This window comes from Tardiphaga sp. 20_F10_N6_6 (genome assembly GCF_052076045.1).
GTDB classification, from domain to species: Bacteria; Pseudomonadota; Alphaproteobacteria; order Rhizobiales; family Xanthobacteraceae; genus Tardiphaga; species Tardiphaga robiniae.
Genome location: NZ_CP197239.1, coordinates 2,600,187 through 2,619,997, shown reverse-complemented (window position 1 = coordinate 2,619,997; position 19,811 = coordinate 2,600,187). Strand labels below are relative to the sequence as shown.

Here is a 19,811-nt window from a genome sequence, read left to right as displayed (position 1 = left end):
TCTTCTCTCCAGTTCCCTAACCAGGACGCATAGGCATGGCCAAGTCCAAAGAACTGACGCCAGGCAAGCGGCGGAACCTCGCCGAGCTGACACGCGGCTTCCGCGGCATCGTTATCTTCCTCTTCCTGATCTCGGGGATGATCAACGTGCTGGCCCTGACCGGGTCGCTTTACATGATGCAGATCTACGACCGGGCGCTCACCAGCGGCAGCATTCCAACGCTCTTGGTGCTCTCGACACTGGCAATTGGACTGTATCTGTTCCAGGGAGCCTTCGACGTGATCCGCTCCCAGGTTCTGGTGCGCGTCGGCGCACGGCTGGACAAGAAAGTGGCGCCGCTCGCGCACCGCGTGGCGATCGATATGCCGCGATTCGGGTTCTCGACGTCTGAGGCGCTTGAGCGCGGGCGCGACGTCGATACGGTGCGTGGCTTCCTCGGAAGTCAGGGGCCGGCGGCGCTGTTTGATCTGCCGTGGATGCCAATTTACTTAGCGTTCATCTACTTCTTGCATCCATTATTGGGCGCTCTGACTTTCGCGGGCGCCTTCGTGCTCACAGTTCTGACGGTTATCAGCGAAATTCTCACAAAGCGGCTCAGCCTTTCTACCCGCAAGGCGGCGATCGTGCGCAACACGATCGCCGACAGCAACGCTCGCAATGCAGATGTCCTCAAGGCGATGGGATTCGCCGGCCGCGCCGTCGGGCGCTTCAACGACGCCAACGGCGATCATCTGGAACTGCAAACCAAGGCCAACGATATCACCGGCACATTCGCCGCCGTGTCCCGGGTGCTGCGTATGCTGTTGCAGTCAGCGGTGCTTGGTCTCGGTGCATATCTGACGATCAAGAACGAACTCTCGGCGGGTGCGATCATCGCCTGTTCGGTAGCGTCTGCGCGTGCCCTGGCGCCGGTGGACCTGGCGATTGGCAACTGGAAGTCCTTCATCGCGGCGCGGATGGCCTATCAGCGGCTTCGCGATACGGTGGTGGCCTTAACGTCCGTCGATCAACCGATGCAGCTTCCCGTGCCGAGCCGACGTCTTAGCGTTGAAAAAGCGACGGTTGCGGTCCCAGCCTCGGGCCAAGTAATCCTGAGCGATATCAGCTTTGAACTCGAGGCCGGGCAGGCGCTCGGCATCATTGGTCCCAGCGCCGGGGGCAAGACCACCCTGGTGCGAGCCCTGACCGGCATCTGGCCCGTGCTACGCGGCAACGTCCGGCTGGATGGCGCTGATCTCACTCAATGGCGCGAGGACGAAATCGGCCAGCACATCGGCTATCTGCCACAGGAAGTCAGCCTGATGGACGCTACCATCGAGGAGAACATCTGCCGGTTCGAACCAGCCCCGGACTATCGCAAGGTTGTCGCCGCTGCCCGGGCCGCCGGTGTTCACGACATGATCGTGAAGATGCCCGACGGCTATCGCACCGAGCTTGGGCCGCAGGGCGCGGCGCTCTCGGCGGGACAGCGGCAGCGGGTCGCTCTGGCGCGTGCCCTTTATGGCAATCCGTTCATCGTTATCATGGACGAACCCAATTCGAATCTGGATGGGGAAGGTGAGGAGGCCCTGACAAAGGCGATCGAGGGTATCAGTGCGCGCGGCGGGATCACTATCGTCATTGCCCATCGGCCGAGCGCGCTGGTCGCGGTCGGCCTGGTCGCGATTGTACAGAACGGACGCCTGGTCGCGTTCGGCGACAAGCACGACATCATGACTCCGGGCCTGCGGCCGGCCGCAACTTCAGCTTCCGAGGCTGTCCCTGTCCCGAACGAACCAGCATTCAACGTCGAGGCGCGGAGGCCAGCATGATCACCGTAAAGGCTCTCACGCAGCAAGCGCATCCAAAGCAGACGTCGCGCGAGGATTTTGTCGAGCAGCAGAATGGCAAGCGCAGCATCATCCCCCTTGCCTTTCTGCTCTTCCTTACCGCATGCGCGGCATATCTAAAGAGCTTTTTGCCAATCCGGCTCGAAGCCCGGGACGATAAGGAGGAGCGGGAAGACGACGAGACCAAGCAAGGCGCACCCGAGCAGGACACCGTTATCGGTAGCGGAGATAGCGAGGACGCCACCCCGGTTCTTGCGAAATCGTCAGACAGCGTGAGCCCGCTTCGCATTTCGGCGCCATTGGATGCCGCATTTTCGGAAAACGAGAGCCGGGACCCCAAGGAGTCCGTAAGGCCGCCGGTGGTTCGGGTAGATACAGGCTCATTCGCCGACGAAATGAAGACCGCGACCGTTCATCGTTCGCCTGGCCAGTCTTCGCCGGGAAGTGGCGGCGGCGGAGGAGGTGGCGGAGGAGGTGGCGGCCAGAGTCCTGAGCCGCTGCAGCGACTTGGTGTGGTCGACAAGCCTCCTGCTCTTGAGCCCGGGCCGACGGATGCGGATCAAGCCCGCAACCGCGCGCCACGGGTAACAGGACCAGTGCGTCTGCAAGACATGGTTGGCTGTCAGACGTTCCTGATACCACTGCTGGCGTTGCTCTCCGGAGCCTCGGACGCAGACGGAGATTCCCTCACAGTAGTCGGTTTGTCGTCCTCATCGGGAACACTCACCCGGACGTCAGACGTCGAATGGGAATTCGTCCGCAACGGTTCCATGACTGGCGATGTGACGCTCACCTACACGATTAGCGATGGTCACGTGTCCGTTGTTCAGACCGCATATTTCCGTATAGTCGAAGCGCCCCCTATTTTCGGTACTACAGGCGACGACAGCCTGCTCGGCACGCATTGCGCCGACACCATTCTTGGCGGGGATGGCAACGACAATATTGATTCACGCGAGGCGGCTGATCGCATCACTGGTGATGCAGGCGATGACCACATTGTGTCCGGCTCTGGCAACGATATCGTCTATGCGGGCGCGGGGGAGGACATCGTATTCGCTGGCGCCGGCAATGACATCGTGTTCGGCGGATCGGGAAACGACTTTCTGTTCGGCGAAGATGGCGACGACACGTTGACGGGCGATGAGGGAAACGATGTCATCTTCGGCGGGGCAGGAAACGATCTCCTGCTGGCGGGCGAAGGAGACGATAAGGCCGAGGGAGGCGACGGAACCGACACACTCTATGGCGGCACCGGTAATGACAAGCTCTCAGGTGGGGCAGGTCGCGATGTTATTGTCGCAGAAGCTGGCAACGACCTGTTGGAAGGCGGAGACGATAGCGATGTTCTTTCCGATGGTGGCGGATCCGACGCGGTTTGGGGCGGTGCGGGCGACGACTACCTGATCGCTGCAGCGGACGCGGCCGCCGATATTTATGCAGGCGATACAGGATTCGACACGCTCGATTATTCCGCATCTTCAGCGGGCATCGTGGCCGACCTGACGGCCAAGACCGTGACCGGCAACGACGTGGGGCGCGACGAGATCTCTAGTATTGAGAAAATCATCGGGGGATCAGGCAGCGACCGCATTTCCGCCGATGCGTTGGAGGCAGTCTGGATGGATGGCGGCGCGGGAGACGATGTGCTGTATGGCGGATCCGGCGATGATCTGCTCGCTGACGGAGCAGGGCGCGATATGGCTCATGCCGGCGAAGGATCTGATCGGGTGGTTGCCGCTGCTGATGCATCCAGTGACGACTACAGCGGCGGTGATGGGCACGATACCCTGGATTATTCATCCGCCACGCTGAGCGTGACGATTGATCTAAGGCGCGGCACCGCTAGCGGGGCCGACGTGGGTGAGGATCTCATCGCCGACTTCGAGGAGGTTATCGGCGGGTCGGGCAACGACTGGCTTATCGCTGGTACGGGTGACGTCTCCATGAGCGGAGGAGCGGGTGACGATACTTTTGAATTCTATCAGCGGAGCGAAGGCGATCAATCGGCCATGACCGTACGTAAGATTACCGATTTCACAGTTGGCGACCGGATCGTCGCCGCAACCTACGAAATCAGCTATTTTGGAGAAGTTGGTGCCGAGTCCGTAGCCGACCTATTCGACGACATTTACCTATCTGGCGAAGTTGACAATCGCCCGATTCGTTTTCGGTTTGAGAACCGTGACGCCGGCGTCGATGTCACATTGGTCGACGTTCATGATCGCCCTGACGCGGACGATTTCTATTCGATTGAATTGCTCGGACATCACCATCTCCAATTTTCTGCTATCACCTGATTCAGTGTGGAACTAATTATGAAGCATCAGAATCTAGATCATTTCTCTGGAGCAGCCTCAATTGGCTCTAAGGCCACAGTCCCGGACGAAAGGACTTTCCGGCTTTGGCCCAGAATGGTTGCTGGCTTGGTGCTTGTTGTAGCTTTGATCGTGGGACTGGGAGGCTGGGCGGCGCTCGCACTCTTGGAGGGCGCGATTGTCGCTTCCGGGGTTGTGAAGGTCGATCAAAACCTCAAGGAGGTACAGCATCGGGACGGCGGCATCGTCAAGTCGCTTGCGGTCCGACAAGGTGATCTCGTCCAAGAAGGGCAAGTGCTTGCCACGCTAGACGACGTTCAGATCAAGGCGGAGTTGCTCATAGTGCGCTCACAACTTGGCGAGGCAATGGGCCGGCAAGCTCGCCTGATCGCCGAACGCGATAATTTGGACAGCATCGAATTTCCCACGGATCTCTTCCGTCTTTCGGCCTCTGCCGACAGCGTAGTTCATGGCGAAACGCGATTGTTCGCCGGCAACAAAATCGGCCGAGATAGTCAGAAGGAGCAACTTGGGCTCAGCATTATTCAAACTGGAGAGGAAATTAAAGGAATGGAGGCTCGCCTTGCGGCCAAGGAACACGAGATAGTACTAGTTGGCGCCGAGCGTGATAAAATGGACGGCCTCTTCGAAAAGAAGATCGTTGAGTACACTCGTGTCTACTCAGTTCATCGGGACTGGGCCAGAATACTTGGCGAAAGGGGCGAGATATCGGCCAGTATCGCCAGAGCGAAGGTTCGCGCCAGCGAAATCAAGGTGCAGGTCATTGCTGTTGACCAGAACGCGAGCACCGAAGCTCAGCGTGATCTGCGTACCGTCGATGCTCGGATCTCAGAACTGAGCGAGCGCAAGCTTGCGATCGAGGATCGGCTATCGCGAACCGAAATCAAATCGCCGGTGACTGGCTATATCAATGAACTCTCGGCATTTACAATTGGAGGCGTCATTACGCCAGCCGCGCGCATTGCCACTGTGGTTCCGGAGAGCGCGGAGCTAAAACTTGAAATCAAGATCTCGCCCAATGACATTGACCAGGTTCGTGAAGGGCAGGCCGCGCGTGTTCGTCTCACGGCATTTAACCGTACCACGACGCCGGAAATGAAGGGTTTGTTGGGCATGGTCTCGCCTGCTTCCTCGCGAGACCCCACAACGGGCCAGGAGCATTACATTGCCTACGTCCATTTGCTGAAAACTGAGGACGCGCTAAATCAGTTAAAAGGGATCAGGCTGGTTCCCGGAATGCCCGCGGAAGTCTTTGTGACAACGCAGGAGAGGAGTGCAATGTCATACCTTGTCAAGCCATTTGCTGACCAAATGAACCGGGCGTTTAGAGAGCGGTGAAATATAAGCCTCGGCGTCGCGTTCGCTTACTGTCAATACTGCCCGGGGAGCAAACTTTGGCGAGAACATGATTGATTGCGTCGGTGCACTTACAGTGCATCGAAACGAATATGATCAATGGGCGATCAGAGTCGGCACTGTGATGTTCCTGAGCAATGACCGTGTCACGCCGCCAAAAATGAATTCCCTGGTTCTAGCATGGCTGTAGGCCCCGAGCACGATCAGGTCCGACCCATCGTGGGTCGCGAATTCGCGAATCACGTCGGCGACGGCTTTGCCTTCGGACTGTCGTTGTTCGACGGTGGCGATGACGCCATGCCGGCAGAGATAGTGCGCTACATCGGCGCCTGGCTGTTCGCCATGGGACGCATTCTTCTTCGGATCAATCACCAGCACGGTCACGGATTGCGCGGTCTTCATTAGCGGCAGCGCATCGCTAATCGCCCGCCGCGCCTCGCGGCTCGCATTCCAAGCAAACAGGATTCTGTTAGCGACACCGTCGCTACTCCAGCTCTCCGGCACGATCAAAAACGGAACACCAGTCGCCAGCAACATGCCCGCCGGAGTTCCCTGCGCAGGCAGCCCGCCTGGCGACGGATAGCCAACGACGACTAAGTCGCTGTGAAGCGAATGCAGGCGTGCCAGTTCGTCGGCGTTGTTGGCCTCGATGGACCTGAATTCAAAGGTCACGCGCTCGCGGCCGGCTAGGGCCTCGAAATTCTTGATGGCCTCCTCAGCCGCCTCCCGCTCGAACAGGCTGTGGCGCTCCACCATTTCCCGCACGGCAACGGCTCCGGCGACGAAGCCATCGGCGGGATTTCGCCGCCAGCCTGTAGGCGCGATGAACACGCCGATCAGGTGCGCGTCGTGCTCAGCGGCAAGGCGGACGGCATAGCGAGTGCGGACCACGCCTCCTGGCGACGGGTTGACGAACACGATCAGAGACTTGAGGGCCATGGCGCCTAACCGTTCACATTCCGCGCCTCGCGCACCTGCTTTGCCGGTTGCAGTGCAAACGATCTGCCCTGATCGCGCTGGCGGGCCAGTCCAGATGCAAGACGGCGCTTTGCTATACTGATGTAAAGATGACGTTGACCCTGCCAAGAGGCGGGAGCGACGCCCCGAGATCTACTGCACAGCAGTGGGCCGGCGGGACTGAACGACGTCTGAACGAATACAGCAGGCATTCTCCGTTGCCTTCGCACAGTAGATTGGCCAGCGAGCAGAGAAGATGCATCTGGACCTTGAGCGGCCTAGTACCAAGATTGATGGCGAATTAAATGGTCTCTAGCCTCTACCTAATTTCGATGACCTGAGCCGCTCGAAGCGGGGAGCGACGGACGAAGCCGGGACGCTGGCTTCCCGACGCCCTCGGGCCTCGCCGAGATGTGTTGTGGCCAATGTGCGCAGTTGTCCATATCGACATGGTACCGGCGGCGTTTTGGACATCTGGACACTGAGTTTCACGCGGTGGTAAAACTGCACTACACGTCGCCTTGTGGGGAAGCTAGGGCATGAGCTCGAGTAAGCCGGCATCTGCAGAAAGAAGACATCCTGATTGGTCCGACGGTTATGAGGTAGGTTATTTTGCATTCAAGCACGATCTGACCATAGACGAAGCCCAGCAGATTATGAGGCGGGTCGAGAATTCTCGCGCAAAACTGGATGCTGCCGCGGTCGCGTTTAAGAGCCGATCGCTCCCAGACCCTTTGTAACCTCGCATCGCAAGCGGCGCTTCGCACTCGTAGGATCCCTCGTGCGGCAGCACCGCCCCACCGAAGCGCGGTTTATTGTCCGTTAAGTAACTTCGCCCACTGTTGCGGAGGATGGCGCGGGCTTTGGCGAGCATGGCGTCATCTAAAAAGCCGCCCGGCCGCGACCGGGCGGCTTTTCTTTTCGCCAACCGTTGCGCCCCACAGAAACCTTCACCGCCAGCGCAAGTTGGGAAGTACCACCCTAACAATCAGCGGAACAATGCGAGGTGCTTGTACGAGCTCCGCTAGAAAGGCGTTTCGTGTTTTCACCAGTTCGCCGTGCCACCGCTTTTTTTCGCTGGCCGATGCTCCGCCCGCCTGAAACCGCTGGGACAAACATGTAGCAGCTGATCTTTCGGAGATGGAGCCTTACTTGGGCCAGCTCGGGAGCTTGCCGGAGTTGCGTGCCGCACTTGCAATCAAAGGCTATAGCCGGCTTCAAAGTCGAATAGAAAGCTCGGTTAACGTCACTCATGTTGTGGCCAAGATCGAGGAGAAGCTCGAATGTATCTATCTGAAGCACTCTTCGCTTACGATAGGAGACGATTCAAAAGAAAGCAAAACGCTTTTGCCTGAGCTTCGCTCAATGAACGAAGCCGGTGCGTCCCGACCTCTGCATAATCGTCTTCAATCCGATCCCAGACTATCCAATTGTTAACAGGGTCGGGAAACGCTTCAAATCGCTGATCGATCTCTTCCAATTCGCGCCTCTTGTAAGGGTGCTTATGGTCTTGATCGTCAAAGAAATTGGCAGCAGTTTGGTCTAATGCGGATTGTCCACAGTGGCGGAGGCGCGTCATCCTCCGGCCTTGTTGTGAGCACGCAACAGCCCTGGAAATCGCGACGCGGCAAGATGTAGCAGCTTCCAGCGGAGCGGCTGCGGGCATACAAAAGTGGGAGCTTAGAACCGGCCTCCTGGGACATTTTACGAGGGCCCGGGACACCATCACCGAACTTATAGCAAACATCGAAGAAGCGTGAGCTATGCACTCCGCCGTCGTCGTGCAAGCTCGCCGCCGCCGTCCGCGACCGGTGGCCGCCTATTCACATCATCATCACGACGGGGAAGGCGAGACCGATGAGCATCCCGGCCAACGCGCTGTTTATCCCGAAGCCCTACCTGGGAAGGAATGTGGTCACGGCGATGCGGACGTTCGAGAACATGAGCTAAGTCTCCGGCCAGGAGGTAGCGTCCAACGGAGGTCTTGCTACCTGTTCAACAACCTCCCCGCAGGTTGGGCACTCAAATGTCCTCAGCTCAACGCTCTCGGCCATCGGCGACCTCCGCATCAAGTAGGTACGCGTCGAGCATTTTGCGCAGTGCGGGCGGATGATGTGATCGGTGTTGGGTAGCATCGGGATCTTTCGAGGACGAATGGAATTTACACCTGGGATAATCCGATTCCACTATAATTATTCCCCGGAACAATTGCTGCCTCTATTGCGTTATGCGGCCCGGGAGGTTGGGCCTCATGCGTGCGACAAAAAGGTCATGGACGGAAGAAGATAGCGCCCGCCTCGTTGAGCTGGTGAGGAGCGGGGTAAGTGCGACCCGCTGCGCCGTTATTTTCAAGCGCCGAATAACATCGGTTCAGAAGGAGGCTCGTCGGCTGGGCTGCGGCTTCCCTGATACACGGGCTGTGAAGAAAGCAAGAATTGCCCGCGGGGTTGAAGAAGAAAACAGGCTGCGGCAGACTTAAACATCCCCCGATTTCGGCACACGCTCGCGGTGCACCTCGTTGTTGTCATCGTCTACCGCGAGAACACTGCGGTCAGCTTTTATACCCGCGGCCCCAACCGTACGGGCGATAAGCTTGGCGTGGTCCTTTGCTTCCTCGTCGTTCCTCAGGCTTACGCCGGTAGGATCGGGAAGCTTGGTGCCGTCTACAATCGGAAAGTGATACTTGGGCATATTGTCTCCTGCACCGTTAATTGCGAGGGGCGCCTAGAGTTCCGGGCGTAAGCCTGTTGACTTGACCGTTGTTCTATTGGCCATCATCCGGAATGGGCTCATGGGACTCGACCACATCAAGGCCGAGATCGCGCGCATGCGCGTGCAGGATCAAGCGGCAGCAGAAAGACATCTCATCCCTTCAGAAGGCCGGCATCAGTACCGCGTCTGCTGTCGCCCTTCTGAAGCGGATGCAGGACAAGGTCGATGCGCTTTGCCAGGAATGTGACCGGCTGAACGGCGAAGAGCGGCTCAAGCAGCGGACCTATCCCAGCGGCAAAGCCATCAGGGGCGTACCAGATCATCGCAGGATGTGATGGACAACCTTCGGCGGTTTCCGGCGCCGTGGTCGATGCAGGAAAGCGATGACCACTACTTCTGGGTGTACGACGCGACCGGGTTTTTCAACGCTATCGCACCGCGAGGATTTGCATTCCCGGAACTACCAGTATGCCGACGCCCACATGCGGCGGGAGGAGGCGAGGCGGACTGCCAAGGCTATTTCCCGGTTGCCGGAGCTCTTGAGGCGACCGCCCTATTAGGGAACCCGCGAGGGAGACGAAGATCGCTCCAGCTCAAGCTTCGAAGGTGGCAGCGCGGAACGAATCCAATTCGTGCCGTTTGAATAGGCATGAGAAACAATCCTGGCCAACTGGTTCACCTCGCTGTCCTCATGGAAGAGGCGATCCAAATTGCATGGGATTATCTTGCACGGGCAGGCGAGATCGAGGACGCAGAGTTCTGCTCGCACATTCTGCTCCGCTCGGTTGAAACCATGATCCGGCAGGGGGTAAGGAGCCGCCTGCTGCTCTCGAACAGAGCCATTGCTCAATACTTGGAAGCTCTCGAAGCGCGCACGCTTCAAGCGGCCTCGTAGAGGGGGCCATAACGATGGTGATGGGTGGAAATCAAATATATCTAAGGCGTCAGCAGACGGGCATTGGATGGCTCGTCGATAAGTGGCTGGCTTATTGTCAGGCTGAAAATGTCGGCGGTCGAACCGACGGCCTCAAGAGAAGTAAAGGGCGACGATAATCTAGGACTTGGGGTCCTCGTCATTTTCCTGCTGGTGCTGGGCTTGCCCTTACTTCTCTTGTAATACCTAGAGCCAGGCCACTGACAGCAAAAAAATTGCGGTCGCTATGAGCGCCACAGCCGTCGCCGCCGCAATCGTCATTGAAAGCACGCGCATGCCGTAGCGAAGCGGATACGCACCCGATCATCAAGAGCGTATTGCCAGGATCAGATATGCAGAGCAGAATCGGTCAATGGTGGACAGACACGCACGATCAGAGGCAAGAGGCGGAACTCGCCGCCGCGCTGGCCGTCCAGCTGGCAGCGGTCGCTACGGTGAGCCTACGGTTACTGTTCGAGTCCCTGTGAGCCTGGCCTCGTCTATCGACGAGCTAATTAAACAGGGAGGCCGCAAGAGGCCTCTGCTAGAGGTGGGATGCCCAAGGGCTAAGCGCGAAAGAAATTTAGGTCGTTCTTGGCCTCTAATGACATATTTTCCCGCACCATCTTGAGTTGGTTGGCATGCGTATCCCAGACGACCTCTATGGCGTTTCGCACCACCGAAAGATTTACCGCATCCCTTATATGCCACGGTGACAAGGCTTGAATTTCAGCCTTAATCTTCTCATCCCTGAACGCAATAAACAGCTTCTTCGGACTGATGGGAATGGCAAGGTGTCCGCCCTTGTTGCCGACACCGTTTGACATCACTACGGGACGGTCAGAAGTAAGAAAACTCAATTCCGGCAAGCCAAGGTCATAAACAGACCAAATCATGCCGTTAAGCATTTGCTCCACCTCGGCATTTTGCATGAGCCTTGCCGTGGTAAGCAGGGCGCCAGTCTTTATGACTTCCGCGGGAAGGTCCTCATACCGCCCACCAGGAAAGTCCTTTCTATAATTGCGCTGAAGCTCCCTGTACTCTTGAGTGGTAGGGGTGGTCATCCGTTTGTAGACATTCGCGACTTGGGCCGGCGAGCGTATTAATAGCCCGATAACGAAACGAGGCCAGGCGAGGCGCACATTCCTCGGAAGCTTGGAAATGCTGTCATTGAGGATCATTCGGTGCGCAACAGCAGCGTTACTGTCTATCCGCCCCATCAGGATTGTCTCGATGCGGTTGGCAAGAACAGGGTCAGCACCGCCGAGCCAGTAAAGCCCACGGATGTAGCCGGTATGCGTTGGAGGTTTCGGCGTCGCGACGACCTTGTCCCCGTACGGGGTCGCCTGAATGCGATGATACGGCCATCTTGGGCGGCCCACTGGTTTAAATAGAATACAGGGACGTAGTGATGCTTTGGGAGCTTCTTCATCGATCAAGAGGGTTAGAGTAAGCCGCGCGCAACCTCTAGCATCTGTCGCTGCGTTCCGTACTTCGCTTCGAACGACTTCGTGCCGTTATGCACAGCCTCGCCGAACGGCCCTTGGCGATGATGATAAGGGCAGAGGGGATCGTCCGCGTAGTGAAAGGCGATCTCATCTCCCAACACCTTACGGTCGTTCCACGGGCGCGTGTTTGACAGGTCGCAGTTTCATAGCGCTATCAAAGAGCTTATCGGCGATGTCGAGAACTCAGATGAAGCTTTAATTGACGCCATGGGCCGCATCTACGTGGATGGAAATCACGTTGGATGGGTGAAACGTGACGCCGGTCTAGTTGAACTTAAAGCCCTCGCTGCGGCGATGGAATGCCAACTCCCCAGCCTTGATGCTATGCTTGAACTAAAGGAAGTGAGGTCATGACCCTCGCCGATATCCGTCAAGAATATCTGCAACGGCACTTTCGTGATGGCGTCGGTCGCATCGCCTTCGCACCGGAAGTCCGTCAACCCCAACCCGCCTGCCTGCTGCTCGACTACAAGGGCGTCCTCGCCAGCGACAAGCAGCAACCTCATGATATCGCCAGCCGCGCGGCAGCCAACCGGGCCTACAAACCTGTAAAGGCCCCGGTTGCTGAGCGGGCGCGGCTGTGGATGGAGCAACACCCCAATCTACGCCGCGTTCGTCCCGGCTGCGTTTGACGAAGCCACCTACACCAAGCGTGGCAGTGCCAAGTTCATCGCAGAGTGCCTGCGGCGGCGCCGTGACCTGCTGGTCGGTAAGCCGTTCAAAATTCCGAATGCGTACGTGACCTACATGGCGCTGCGCTTCGTGGAAGAGCATCTCGCACATGGCGGGCTGTTCAAAACAACCAAGAGAAAGTGAGGAATATGAATGAACAACAAGCCGGCGGAGTAATTCTGCTCGGAGGCGTCGTTATGGTGGTCGGCGCTCTGATAGCGAATAAGACGAGCACCTCACCAACGGTGGCTTGCTCACCCACCCGGTTTGTGGTCGCGGAAGTGCCTCTAACCGCTACCGAGAAAGTTGGGCGGACGCGAAAGATTAAAGATACCCGCGATCTGGCGGAAAAAGTGGCTGCGAGGCGGGCTACTTCCGAAAGGGTCGGAAGCGACCGGCGCGGTCTTAGCCTGCGACGTTTTCGCCAAAGCAACTAAATCTCAATTTACGTATTGTATGCGGTTGTTGGGTGATGGGGTTTTGTTATGCGTACGGCGATTGTCGGTATCGTGTTGCTGTGGGCAGGGCAGGCGTCCGCCCAACCCATCCTCGCTCGTGAGCCGCTCACCCTGAATCCCTTCGCCGTGGTTTACGTCCAGAGTGGCACCTGTGGCTTCGGCAAGGTGATGAAGGTCGTCGGCTCCTTGAGGGGCGTGCAGCGCAAGCGGACCTGCGTTTCCGTGATCTCGGCCTATGCAGAATTCTAGTCCGCGCCGCCGAAGGATCGCCCCGGTTGCTGTGCTGGCCATCTGGCTCATCGCCGTGGCAGCTGTGGGCATTTTCCTGATAAGACTATAAACCTCATACTTCCGCCGCAATCCGTTCCGAATATGTTCCTAACGACATGGAGGCGGCGATGAAGAGGGATATGGGGGAATTGCTGGACCACGTGCCGGTGCTGGTTCGGGCGTATGGGAAGTGGCCGAGCTACATTTATTTGTTGCTATTCACGCCATTGAGTCGGGGATTACTCGGCTTCGTAGCGGCAGCGCTAGGAGTTTTCATCTATCGTGGGTTGCAGTAAGCGGAGTTTGAGCCGTGGGAGCCAGCTTTGGAAGCCGTTATGCTTGATCGCCTCCGTGGGCGCACTGATCCTGTCCGCTTACGAAGGGCTTAACCAGCGTGTCACGTCAGCGACTTTTCTCGGCGCACTTGGGGTGGTGTGCACCTTTATGCTGTTCATGCCAAAGCTCGAAGTTTTCAAAGTCTGGGGGATCGAAGCTCGCCTAGTGAAGACGTTGGATCGGGCGGAGGAAATCCTAGCAAAATTGCGGCGGCTTTCTCTGATAAGCGCAAAATCCACTGCGATGAATCTGGCGTGGGGAAACCGAATGGCGACCCCGCCAGCAAAGGAAAAGCAGTCGATATTGGACGAAATGGACGCTCAGCTTGCCGAGCTTAAGGTGTCGCCCGAGGATCGGAAGCCGTTACAAAGACATACGTTCAGATAATGGGGTTCGATTTTTATCAGATCTACGTGCGCACCCTTCGAAGTTACGGAGGTATGCGGCTAGATAAACTGATAGCCCGCATGAATGCTTCGCAAGATGAGACTCATCGGCAGATCCATGAAGCTCATATTAGGGGCATCACAGAATGGGACAAACAAAGCAAGGATACAAACGTGTTCGCCAGGTTGAGCGCCTACAAGCTCGATGAGGAACTGAAGCGTGCGGCCCCGACACAGTGGGTCGCGAGCTGGACATTGCTCTGGAGTTCAGAGACGAACTCCAGAGACTATTCAACGAAAGCAGCGCGGAGGGTGGTTACACGCCCGCCGCCGCGGCGTTCTATGACCAATTCGAGAACAATCCAGGGCGCAAGGCTCATGAGTTGTTTGACGGGGTCCTAAGTGAAATTAAATAAAGGGCATACGCCGGGAACGGGTTAGATTGCCACGCATACCGATGCGTTGCTGTCGCGACGAGAAACCGGCAAAATCGCCGCGTCCATCATCCCCGTTGTTGCCGGTTGTCACCCAGCGCATGCGCAGAGAAATGCCGGAAGCAAAATTGGTTTCCGGCCACTAGCTGAAATGAAATGGCCCCGACGAGCCGGGGCCATAAGGCCTAGACCCAAGGTGTGCCGTAATAGTCGTTCACTGCGCGCGAGCGCTTGGTGTCCGACCAATCCCAATCGTTCTCATTGGCGTACTTCGGTGCGCCGTCGAGTTGGGTCTTCGTCACATTGGTGACATACCCCTCAAGATTGGTGTCGTATTTCAGAGTCTGCCACGGAAGCGGGTAATGGTCATCGCCCATTCCGAGGAAGCCGCCAAAGCTCAGGACGGCGTACGCAACCTTGCCACTGACCTTGTCGATCATCACGCTCTCAATCGAGCCGATCTTTTCGCTGTCAGGACCGTAGACCGTGGTGCCTTCGACTTTCTCGCTGCTAATGAGATTGCCCATTTCGTTCGCCATGTTGGCTCTCCCTAGTTAGTGTAGCGGTAGAACCGGGTATTGTGCCTTTCGTTCCGGCGATGGGTTATTGTGTCGCAGAAACTGACACAATCCCGCGGGCGGTCTGAAGCCGGAAGACAGGCGCGTGCCGATCGAAGTGTTCGCTATGATGATCAGCCGGGTACCGAAGAGACAGCACACCACTGGCGGAATAGCATCTGGCTACGTGCAATGGAGTACGGGAGCCTCTGGAGCGCTCGTCGATCTTTTGATCAAGCTCCGCAAGGAGAACAACATCGGCGACAGGGCGGCGATGAAATGCGGATTGGCGCAAGCCCAAGTATTTACGAAGTAAGGAAGCCCTGCAACAGAGCGATTGCGGGTGCGTTCGCGGGTCCAGATTCTCGATAAAATGCATCGACTCGCCGACGGGTGTTGGTGGAAAGGTTATGCTATCACGCATGCTTCCCTTCAAAATTGTCATCTATTTCGATCACGACTTTGCCGGACGCAGTTTTTGAGCGGATGGCATCATGGGCGTCGGCAATCGTGCGTAGCGTGTAGCGATGCAAATCTAGTCGGGGCACTAGCTTGCCGGCGTGGCACAGCTTTGTGGCCTCGCGCAAGATTTCGCCGTGCCGGGCACGGCCTTCGCCGGTCAGGATCGGCAGCAGCGTGAATACGCCGGAATAGCTCGCTGCGCGGAACGACAAAGGCGCGAGGGCATGCGTTCCCCAGCCGAGCGCACTGACCACATGGCCGAACCTTGCCACGGCATTGAAAGATGCATCGAGGGTAGCTCCGCCGACAGTGTCATAGACGACGTCGAAGCCACGGCCTGCGGTGTGTTTCCCAACATAATCGGAGACGGTAGTTTCCGTGTAGTCGATGAACGTGGCGCCGGCGAGTTCGATGATGTCCTTGTCTTTCGCGGAGCCCGTGGCGAAAACGGTGCCGCCGAAAGCGCGTGCAATCTGGATGGCCACATGGCCGACGCCGCCGGCGCCGCCATGGATCAAGACGGTCTGTCCCGCGCCGACGCCAGCGCGATCAATCAACCCTTCCCAAGCAGTGATGACCACTAGCGGCAACGCGGCAGCCTCCCGCATGCCGAGGTTGACGGGCTTCAGGGCCAGCAGCTCTGCATCCACCGCCGCAAATTGCGCCAGCGAGCCCTGCACGCCGCCGACACCGCCGGTGAAGCCAAAGACCTCATCACCGGGCCTAAACTGTGTAACCCTTGCGCCCACCCGTTCAACGACGCCAGCAAGATCCATTCCCAGGATTCCCGGCAGAAGATGGCGCGCATGAGCTGCCTCGCCGCTATATATCTTGAGATCAAGCGGGTTGACGCCGCTGGCTCTAACGCGGACGAGAACCTCAGTTGCTGCGACGGAAGGTAGCGCGACCTGCTCGATCTGGAACGGCACATTTGGGGCTGCGAGAACGGCGGCTGTCATGAAAAGGGGGAGCGACATGGGTTGTTCCTTTGCGATAGTCCGCAAATAATCGTGGTGATCCCGCTTTGAAACCGACAATGCTGCACGCTTCGCAAACGAAATTGAATGGACCAACCGATGGAATGGAGTGACCTCCGCGTTTTTCTCGCCATCGCCCGGGAAGGCACGCTCGGCGGAGCCGCTCAGAAGCTGGGCAAGAGCCAGCCGACCATGGGTCGCCGGCTTCGGGCGCTTGAACAGGCCGTCGGCCAGACGTTGTTTCAGCGAACCGGCGACGGTTTCGTGCTTACCGACGAAGGCAGAGCCGTGTTGACGCATGTGGAGCACATCGAGGATGAGGCTTTCGCCGTTCAGCGCCAACTCGATGGCCTGCACCGCGAACTCGACGGCCCCTTGCGGATTTCGTCGTCAGACTGGTTCGGCGCACATCTTCTAGCTCCGGTGTTTGCAGACTTCGTCAAACAGCACCCAAGGGTCGTCATCGAACTTTTGACGAGCCAGGTTCAGTTCAGCCTGCCACGTCGCGAGGCAGACATAGCGTTTCGTATCCAGCCATTCGAGGAGGCCGAAGTCATCTCCCGGAGACTGATGCATATTCCATACGGCGTCTACCTCCGGGCCGACCTCGAAAGGCCGGTTGCCGGCGATGGTGGCGGGACGCCTCTCATTACGATGGACGCAAATTTCTCGGGAATGCCGGACGCTGTTTGGCTGAAAGCCATTCTGCCGAAGGCCCATATTGCATTGAGGAGCAACAATCGCGACGTGCAGGCCCGCATGTGCGAGAACGGCGCCGGCCTCGCCGTCTTGCCGCGCCCGCTCGGCGATGCAATGCCAAGCTTAATCCGGATCGAATTGGGAGAGCAGCCACCCGGTCGTGATACATTTGTCGGCTACCACCGCGACATGAAACGCCTAGCCCGATTGCGAAGTCTCCTAGACTTGGTCATTGAGCGATTAAGCGATTACAGGTGACGTTAAGCTTGGAATAAAAGGCGCTATCGGACGAGAATTAGATTGATCGCGGCTTTGGGCGAGGCGGACATTGGCTATCTTCATTTGTTTCTACGGAACGGCTTGCCCGGAAGAAAACGCGACAGATTGCGGCGCCCGCATGCCTTCGACAAGGAATTCCAGCAGCGGCTGAATGAGCGACTTCTCGGCGGTGTCATCTCCGAGCACGACGATTTCAGTCATTGGCAACGGTGGCCAGTGCTCGGGCACATCAAGGATCTGCATTCCGTCCTGAATGAACGAACGGCCAAGCAACGTGATGCCGAGCCCGCCGGCAACGGCAGCCTGAACACCCATGAGGCTGCTTACCGTGCAGGCCGTCACCCATTCCTGTCGTGCGGTATCGAGCGTTGTGAACATGAGCTCTCGGTAAGTGCAAGGCGGTTGCAGAAGCACAAGCGGGAGCGGCCGGTTGAGATTGAGCTGGAAGTCGGAGGCCCCGAACCACACCATTGGTTCGCGCCAAATCACGCGACCTCGCTCCTTGAACTCGCGCGTCGCGATCACAAGGTCCAGATTTCCTGCTTCGAATTCCCGGAGCAGGCTATGCGTGAGACTTGTGTTGATGTCGAGCTGGATGCCCGGATGCAACCGAAGAAAGCGTGCCAGAAGCTTTGAGAGTTGGAGCGGGACAAAGTCCTCGCAAATTCCCACCCGTAATCTGCCTGTCGTTTGCGGCGTCTGAAGCGAGCGAACCACATCGTCGTTCAGGTCAAGCAACCGGCGCGCTCCGATCAGCAACTGCCCGCCGGTGCCCGTCAAAGCCAACGATCGGCTATTTCGGTCGAATAGCGGAAATCCGACAAGCTCCTCGAGCCTTCGAATTTTTTGACTCACGGCAGACTGCGTGCGGCCGACCGTGTCTGCTGCAGCGGTGAAGCTGCCCGCATCGGCGACCGCAACGAAAGCACGCAGCAAATCTAGATCAAGGTCGCGCACACTGCATCCATTAGGTTAGCTACTGGGCCCATTCAAATTATGCGTTTCTCTTCTCGCCGCCGGACGGCGATACATTTGTGAGAGCGTAGTGCAGTCGCACGCAGCTGGCAAATAATGAAGTTCTACTGCGCGCTGCTCCGTTACGGCAGCGCGCTGCAAAACGTCTGTTCACAGGAGCAATCGTGCACTTCACCAAGAACGACCTGGCTCAAGACACGCGCGTGGCGATTATTAGTCTATGCAATGCTCGTTTGGCCGATGCCATCGATCTTCAGACGCAATGCAAGCAAGCGCACTGGAATGTGAGAGGCACTACGTTCATCGCACTCCATGAACTCTTCGACAGCATCAATGAGGCGGTCGAAGACTTTGTTGATCTCATCGCGGAACGCGCTGCACAATTGGGTGGCGCGGTGGAGGGAACCGCCCGCACCGTAGCGCGGCGTTCTACACTTGCGGAATATCCGCAAGCTAGGGGCAGCCGTGATCATGTGGACGCGCTGAGTTCGGCGCTCGCCGCCTTTGGCAAATCAATCCGCGCCGCAAGCGATGAGAGCGGCCGGCTCGGCGATGCAACCACGGCCGACATCTTCACTGAGGTCTCGCGAGGCATCGATAAGTGGCTCTGGTTTGTCGAAGCTCATCTCGACAACGAAGGGCGAGGCTAGGGATATGAAAGCCATCGGTTATCGAACGGCAGGTCCCGTTTCGGCGCAAGACTCGCTCATCGATCTCGATTTACCCGCTCCAGTGCCGGGCCCGCACGACCTGCGCGTCGCCGTCAAGGCGATCTCGGTCAACCCAGCAGACGTGCAAATGCGCGCGCGCATGTCGCCGCCCAATGGCGAGGTGCGGATTCTCGGTTTTGACGCCGCCGGCATTGTCGATGCGGTCGGCTCGGAAGTTACGCTCTTCAAGCCCGGTGATGAGGTATTCTATGCCGGCGCAATGAATCGGCCGGGCACCAACAGCGAGCTCCATCTCGTTGACGAACGCGTCGTCGGCCATAAGCCGAAAACACTGACCTTCAGTGAGGCGGCGGCGCTTCCGCTCACGTCGATCGCGGCATGGGAGCTGCTATTTGAACGCCTTGCCGTTCCCTATGGGGTGAAATCCCAGACCGGCGCGCTCCTCATCATCAACGGCGCGGGCGGTGTCGGATCAATCCTGACACAGATGGCACGCCGGCTGACCGGCCTGACGATCATCGCGACAGCATCCCGTCTGGAAACCGAGGCGTGGTGCTGCAGGATGGGCGCGGATCACGTCATCAATCACCATCATCCGCTGGACCGGGGGCTGAAGGAGATCGGTATCGATCAGGTCGAATATGTTGCGGGGCTGACCGCGACCGACAAACACCTGCCAGCCATCGTGGAAGCCATTACACCGAACGGCAGGTTGGCGTTGATCGACGATCCGCACGTGTTCGATATTGTCAGTCTCAAACTCAAGAGCGTCTCAGTTCATTGGGAGTTGATGTTCACGCGAACGCTGTACGGGACCTCCGACATGATCGTGCAACATAAGCTGCTAAACGAGGTTGCGGCCCTCGTTGACGCCGGAGTGTTGCGCACGACGCTCACGGAAGATGCCGGCGCCATCAACGCGATCAACCTCAAGCGCGTTCACGCATCGATCGAGAGCGGGCGGAACATCGGCAAGACAGTTTTATCCGGGTTTTGAATCCCGGCTCCGGCCGGACCCGGT

General features: G+C 58.0%; 17 protein-coding genes. 11 read left to right on the top strand and 6 right to left on the bottom strand.

The features are described 5' to 3' along the window. Positions 1–35 precede the first annotated feature (35 nt). Genes AB7813_RS12690 through AB7813_RS12680 form a run of 3 tightly spaced genes read left to right on the top strand, consistent with a single transcriptional unit; the run spans position 36 to position 5,506 of the window. Positions 36–1,811, top strand: a complete 1,776-nt coding sequence (locus AB7813_RS12690; protein WP_441228120.1) for a type I secretion system permease/ATPase — start codon at positions 36–38, stop codon at positions 1,809–1,811. Next, complete coding sequence (locus tag AB7813_RS12685) at positions 1,808–4,129, top strand: cadherin-like domain-containing protein (protein WP_320446778.1); 2,322 nt, start codon at positions 1,808–1,810, stop codon at positions 4,127–4,129. Before AB7813_RS12690 ends, AB7813_RS12685 begins: the two co-directional genes overlap by 4 nt. Before the next feature lie 18 nt (positions 4,130–4,147). Beyond that, positions 4,148–5,506, top strand: a complete 1,359-nt coding sequence (locus tag AB7813_RS12680; RefSeq protein ID WP_320446779.1) for an HlyD family type I secretion periplasmic adaptor subunit — start codon at positions 4,148–4,150, stop codon at positions 5,504–5,506. Between the two features lie 114 nt (positions 5,507–5,620). Here the strand turns inward: AB7813_RS12680 and AB7813_RS12675 are convergent, their stop codons facing one another. Then, positions 5,621–6,442, bottom strand: a complete 822-nt coding sequence (locus AB7813_RS12675) for a universal stress protein (protein WP_441228119.1) — start codon at positions 6,440–6,442, stop codon at positions 5,621–5,623. Positions 6,443–8,956: 2,514 nt separating this feature from the next. Further along, on the bottom strand, positions 8,957–9,172 hold the full coding sequence (locus AB7813_RS12670; RefSeq protein WP_441228118.1) for a DUF6894 family protein: 216 nt from the start codon (positions 9,170–9,172) through the stop codon (positions 8,957–8,959). Between the two features lie 670 nt (positions 9,173–9,842). Between AB7813_RS12670 and AB7813_RS12665 the strand changes: the two genes are divergently transcribed. Continuing rightward, complete coding sequence (locus AB7813_RS12665) at positions 9,843–10,088, top strand: hypothetical protein (RefSeq protein WP_441228117.1); 246 nt, start codon at positions 9,843–9,845, stop codon at positions 10,086–10,088. A gap of 584 nt (positions 10,089–10,672) precedes the next feature. Here AB7813_RS12665 and AB7813_RS12660 read toward each other — a convergent pair. Continuing rightward, positions 10,673–11,545 (bottom strand): DUF4238 domain-containing protein, encoded by an 873-nt coding sequence (locus tag AB7813_RS12660; RefSeq protein ID WP_441228116.1) that lies wholly within the window; start codon positions 11,543–11,545, stop codon positions 10,673–10,675. A 419-nt stretch (positions 11,546–11,964) separates the two neighbouring features. Between AB7813_RS12660 and AB7813_RS12655 the strand changes: the two genes are divergently transcribed. From AB7813_RS12655 to AB7813_RS12645, 3 genes are all read left to right on the top strand, one after another. Next, a complete protein-coding gene (locus tag AB7813_RS12655) occupies positions 11,965–12,246 on the top strand; it encodes a hypothetical protein (RefSeq protein WP_441228115.1) in 282 nt (93 codons plus the stop codon). 525 nt (positions 12,247–12,771) lie between these two features. Further along, complete coding sequence (locus tag AB7813_RS12650) at positions 12,772–12,993, top strand: hypothetical protein (RefSeq protein WP_441228114.1); 222 nt, start codon at positions 12,772–12,774, stop codon at positions 12,991–12,993. Between the two features lie 360 nt (positions 12,994–13,353). Next, positions 13,354–13,737 carry a hypothetical protein gene (locus AB7813_RS12645; RefSeq protein ID WP_441228113.1) on the top strand — a complete coding sequence of 128 codons (384 nt, stop codon included), beginning with the start codon at positions 13,354–13,356 and terminating at the stop codon, positions 13,735–13,737. 618 nt (positions 13,738–14,355) lie between these two features. Here the strand turns inward: AB7813_RS12645 and AB7813_RS12640 are convergent. Continuing rightward, on the bottom strand, positions 14,356–14,709 hold the full coding sequence (locus tag AB7813_RS12640) for a PRC-barrel domain-containing protein (RefSeq protein WP_441228112.1): 354 nt from the start codon (positions 14,707–14,709) through the stop codon (positions 14,356–14,358). 124 nt (positions 14,710–14,833) lie between these two features. Between AB7813_RS12640 and AB7813_RS12635 the strand changes: the two genes are divergently transcribed. Beyond that, a complete protein-coding gene (locus tag AB7813_RS12635) occupies positions 14,834–15,043 on the top strand; it encodes a hypothetical protein (RefSeq protein ID WP_441228111.1) in 210 nt (69 codons plus the stop codon). A gap of 100 nt (positions 15,044–15,143) precedes the next feature. Here the strand turns inward: AB7813_RS12635 and AB7813_RS12630 are convergent, their stop codons facing one another. Continuing rightward, positions 15,144–16,166, bottom strand: coding sequence for a zinc-dependent alcohol dehydrogenase family protein (locus tag AB7813_RS12630; RefSeq protein ID WP_441228110.1), 1,023 nt, complete (start codon positions 16,164–16,166; stop codon positions 15,144–15,146). A gap of 99 nt (positions 16,167–16,265) precedes the next feature. Here AB7813_RS12630 and AB7813_RS12625 point away from each other — a divergent pair, with 99 nt between their 5' ends. Further along, entirely contained in the window at positions 16,266–17,123 is an 858-nt protein-coding gene (locus AB7813_RS12625) for a LysR family transcriptional regulator (protein WP_441228970.1), read from the top strand. A 90-nt stretch (positions 17,124–17,213) separates the two neighbouring features. On the opposite strand, the gene AB7813_RS12620 is transcribed toward AB7813_RS12625, so the two are convergent. Next, positions 17,214–18,101 carry a LysR substrate-binding domain-containing protein gene (locus tag AB7813_RS12620; RefSeq protein ID WP_441228109.1) on the bottom strand — a complete coding sequence of 296 codons (888 nt, stop codon included), beginning with the start codon at positions 18,099–18,101 and terminating at the stop codon, positions 17,214–17,216. A 182-nt stretch (positions 18,102–18,283) separates the two neighbouring features. Between AB7813_RS12620 and dps the strand changes: the two genes are divergently transcribed. Together dps and AB7813_RS12610 are read left to right on the top strand one after the other, a co-directional pair. Then, positions 18,284–18,769: a DNA starvation/stationary phase protection protein Dps gene (gene dps / locus AB7813_RS12615; protein ID WP_441228108.1), complete on the top strand. Its 486-nt coding sequence runs from the start codon at positions 18,284–18,286 to the stop codon at positions 18,767–18,769. Between the two features lie 4 nt (positions 18,770–18,773). Beyond that, the gene (locus tag AB7813_RS12610) at positions 18,774–19,787 is read left to right on the top strand and encodes a zinc-binding alcohol dehydrogenase family protein (RefSeq protein WP_441228107.1); all 1,014 of its coding nucleotides are present in this window, start codon (positions 18,774–18,776) and stop codon (positions 19,785–19,787) included. The last annotated feature ends 24 nt before the right edge of the window (positions 19,788–19,811 follow it).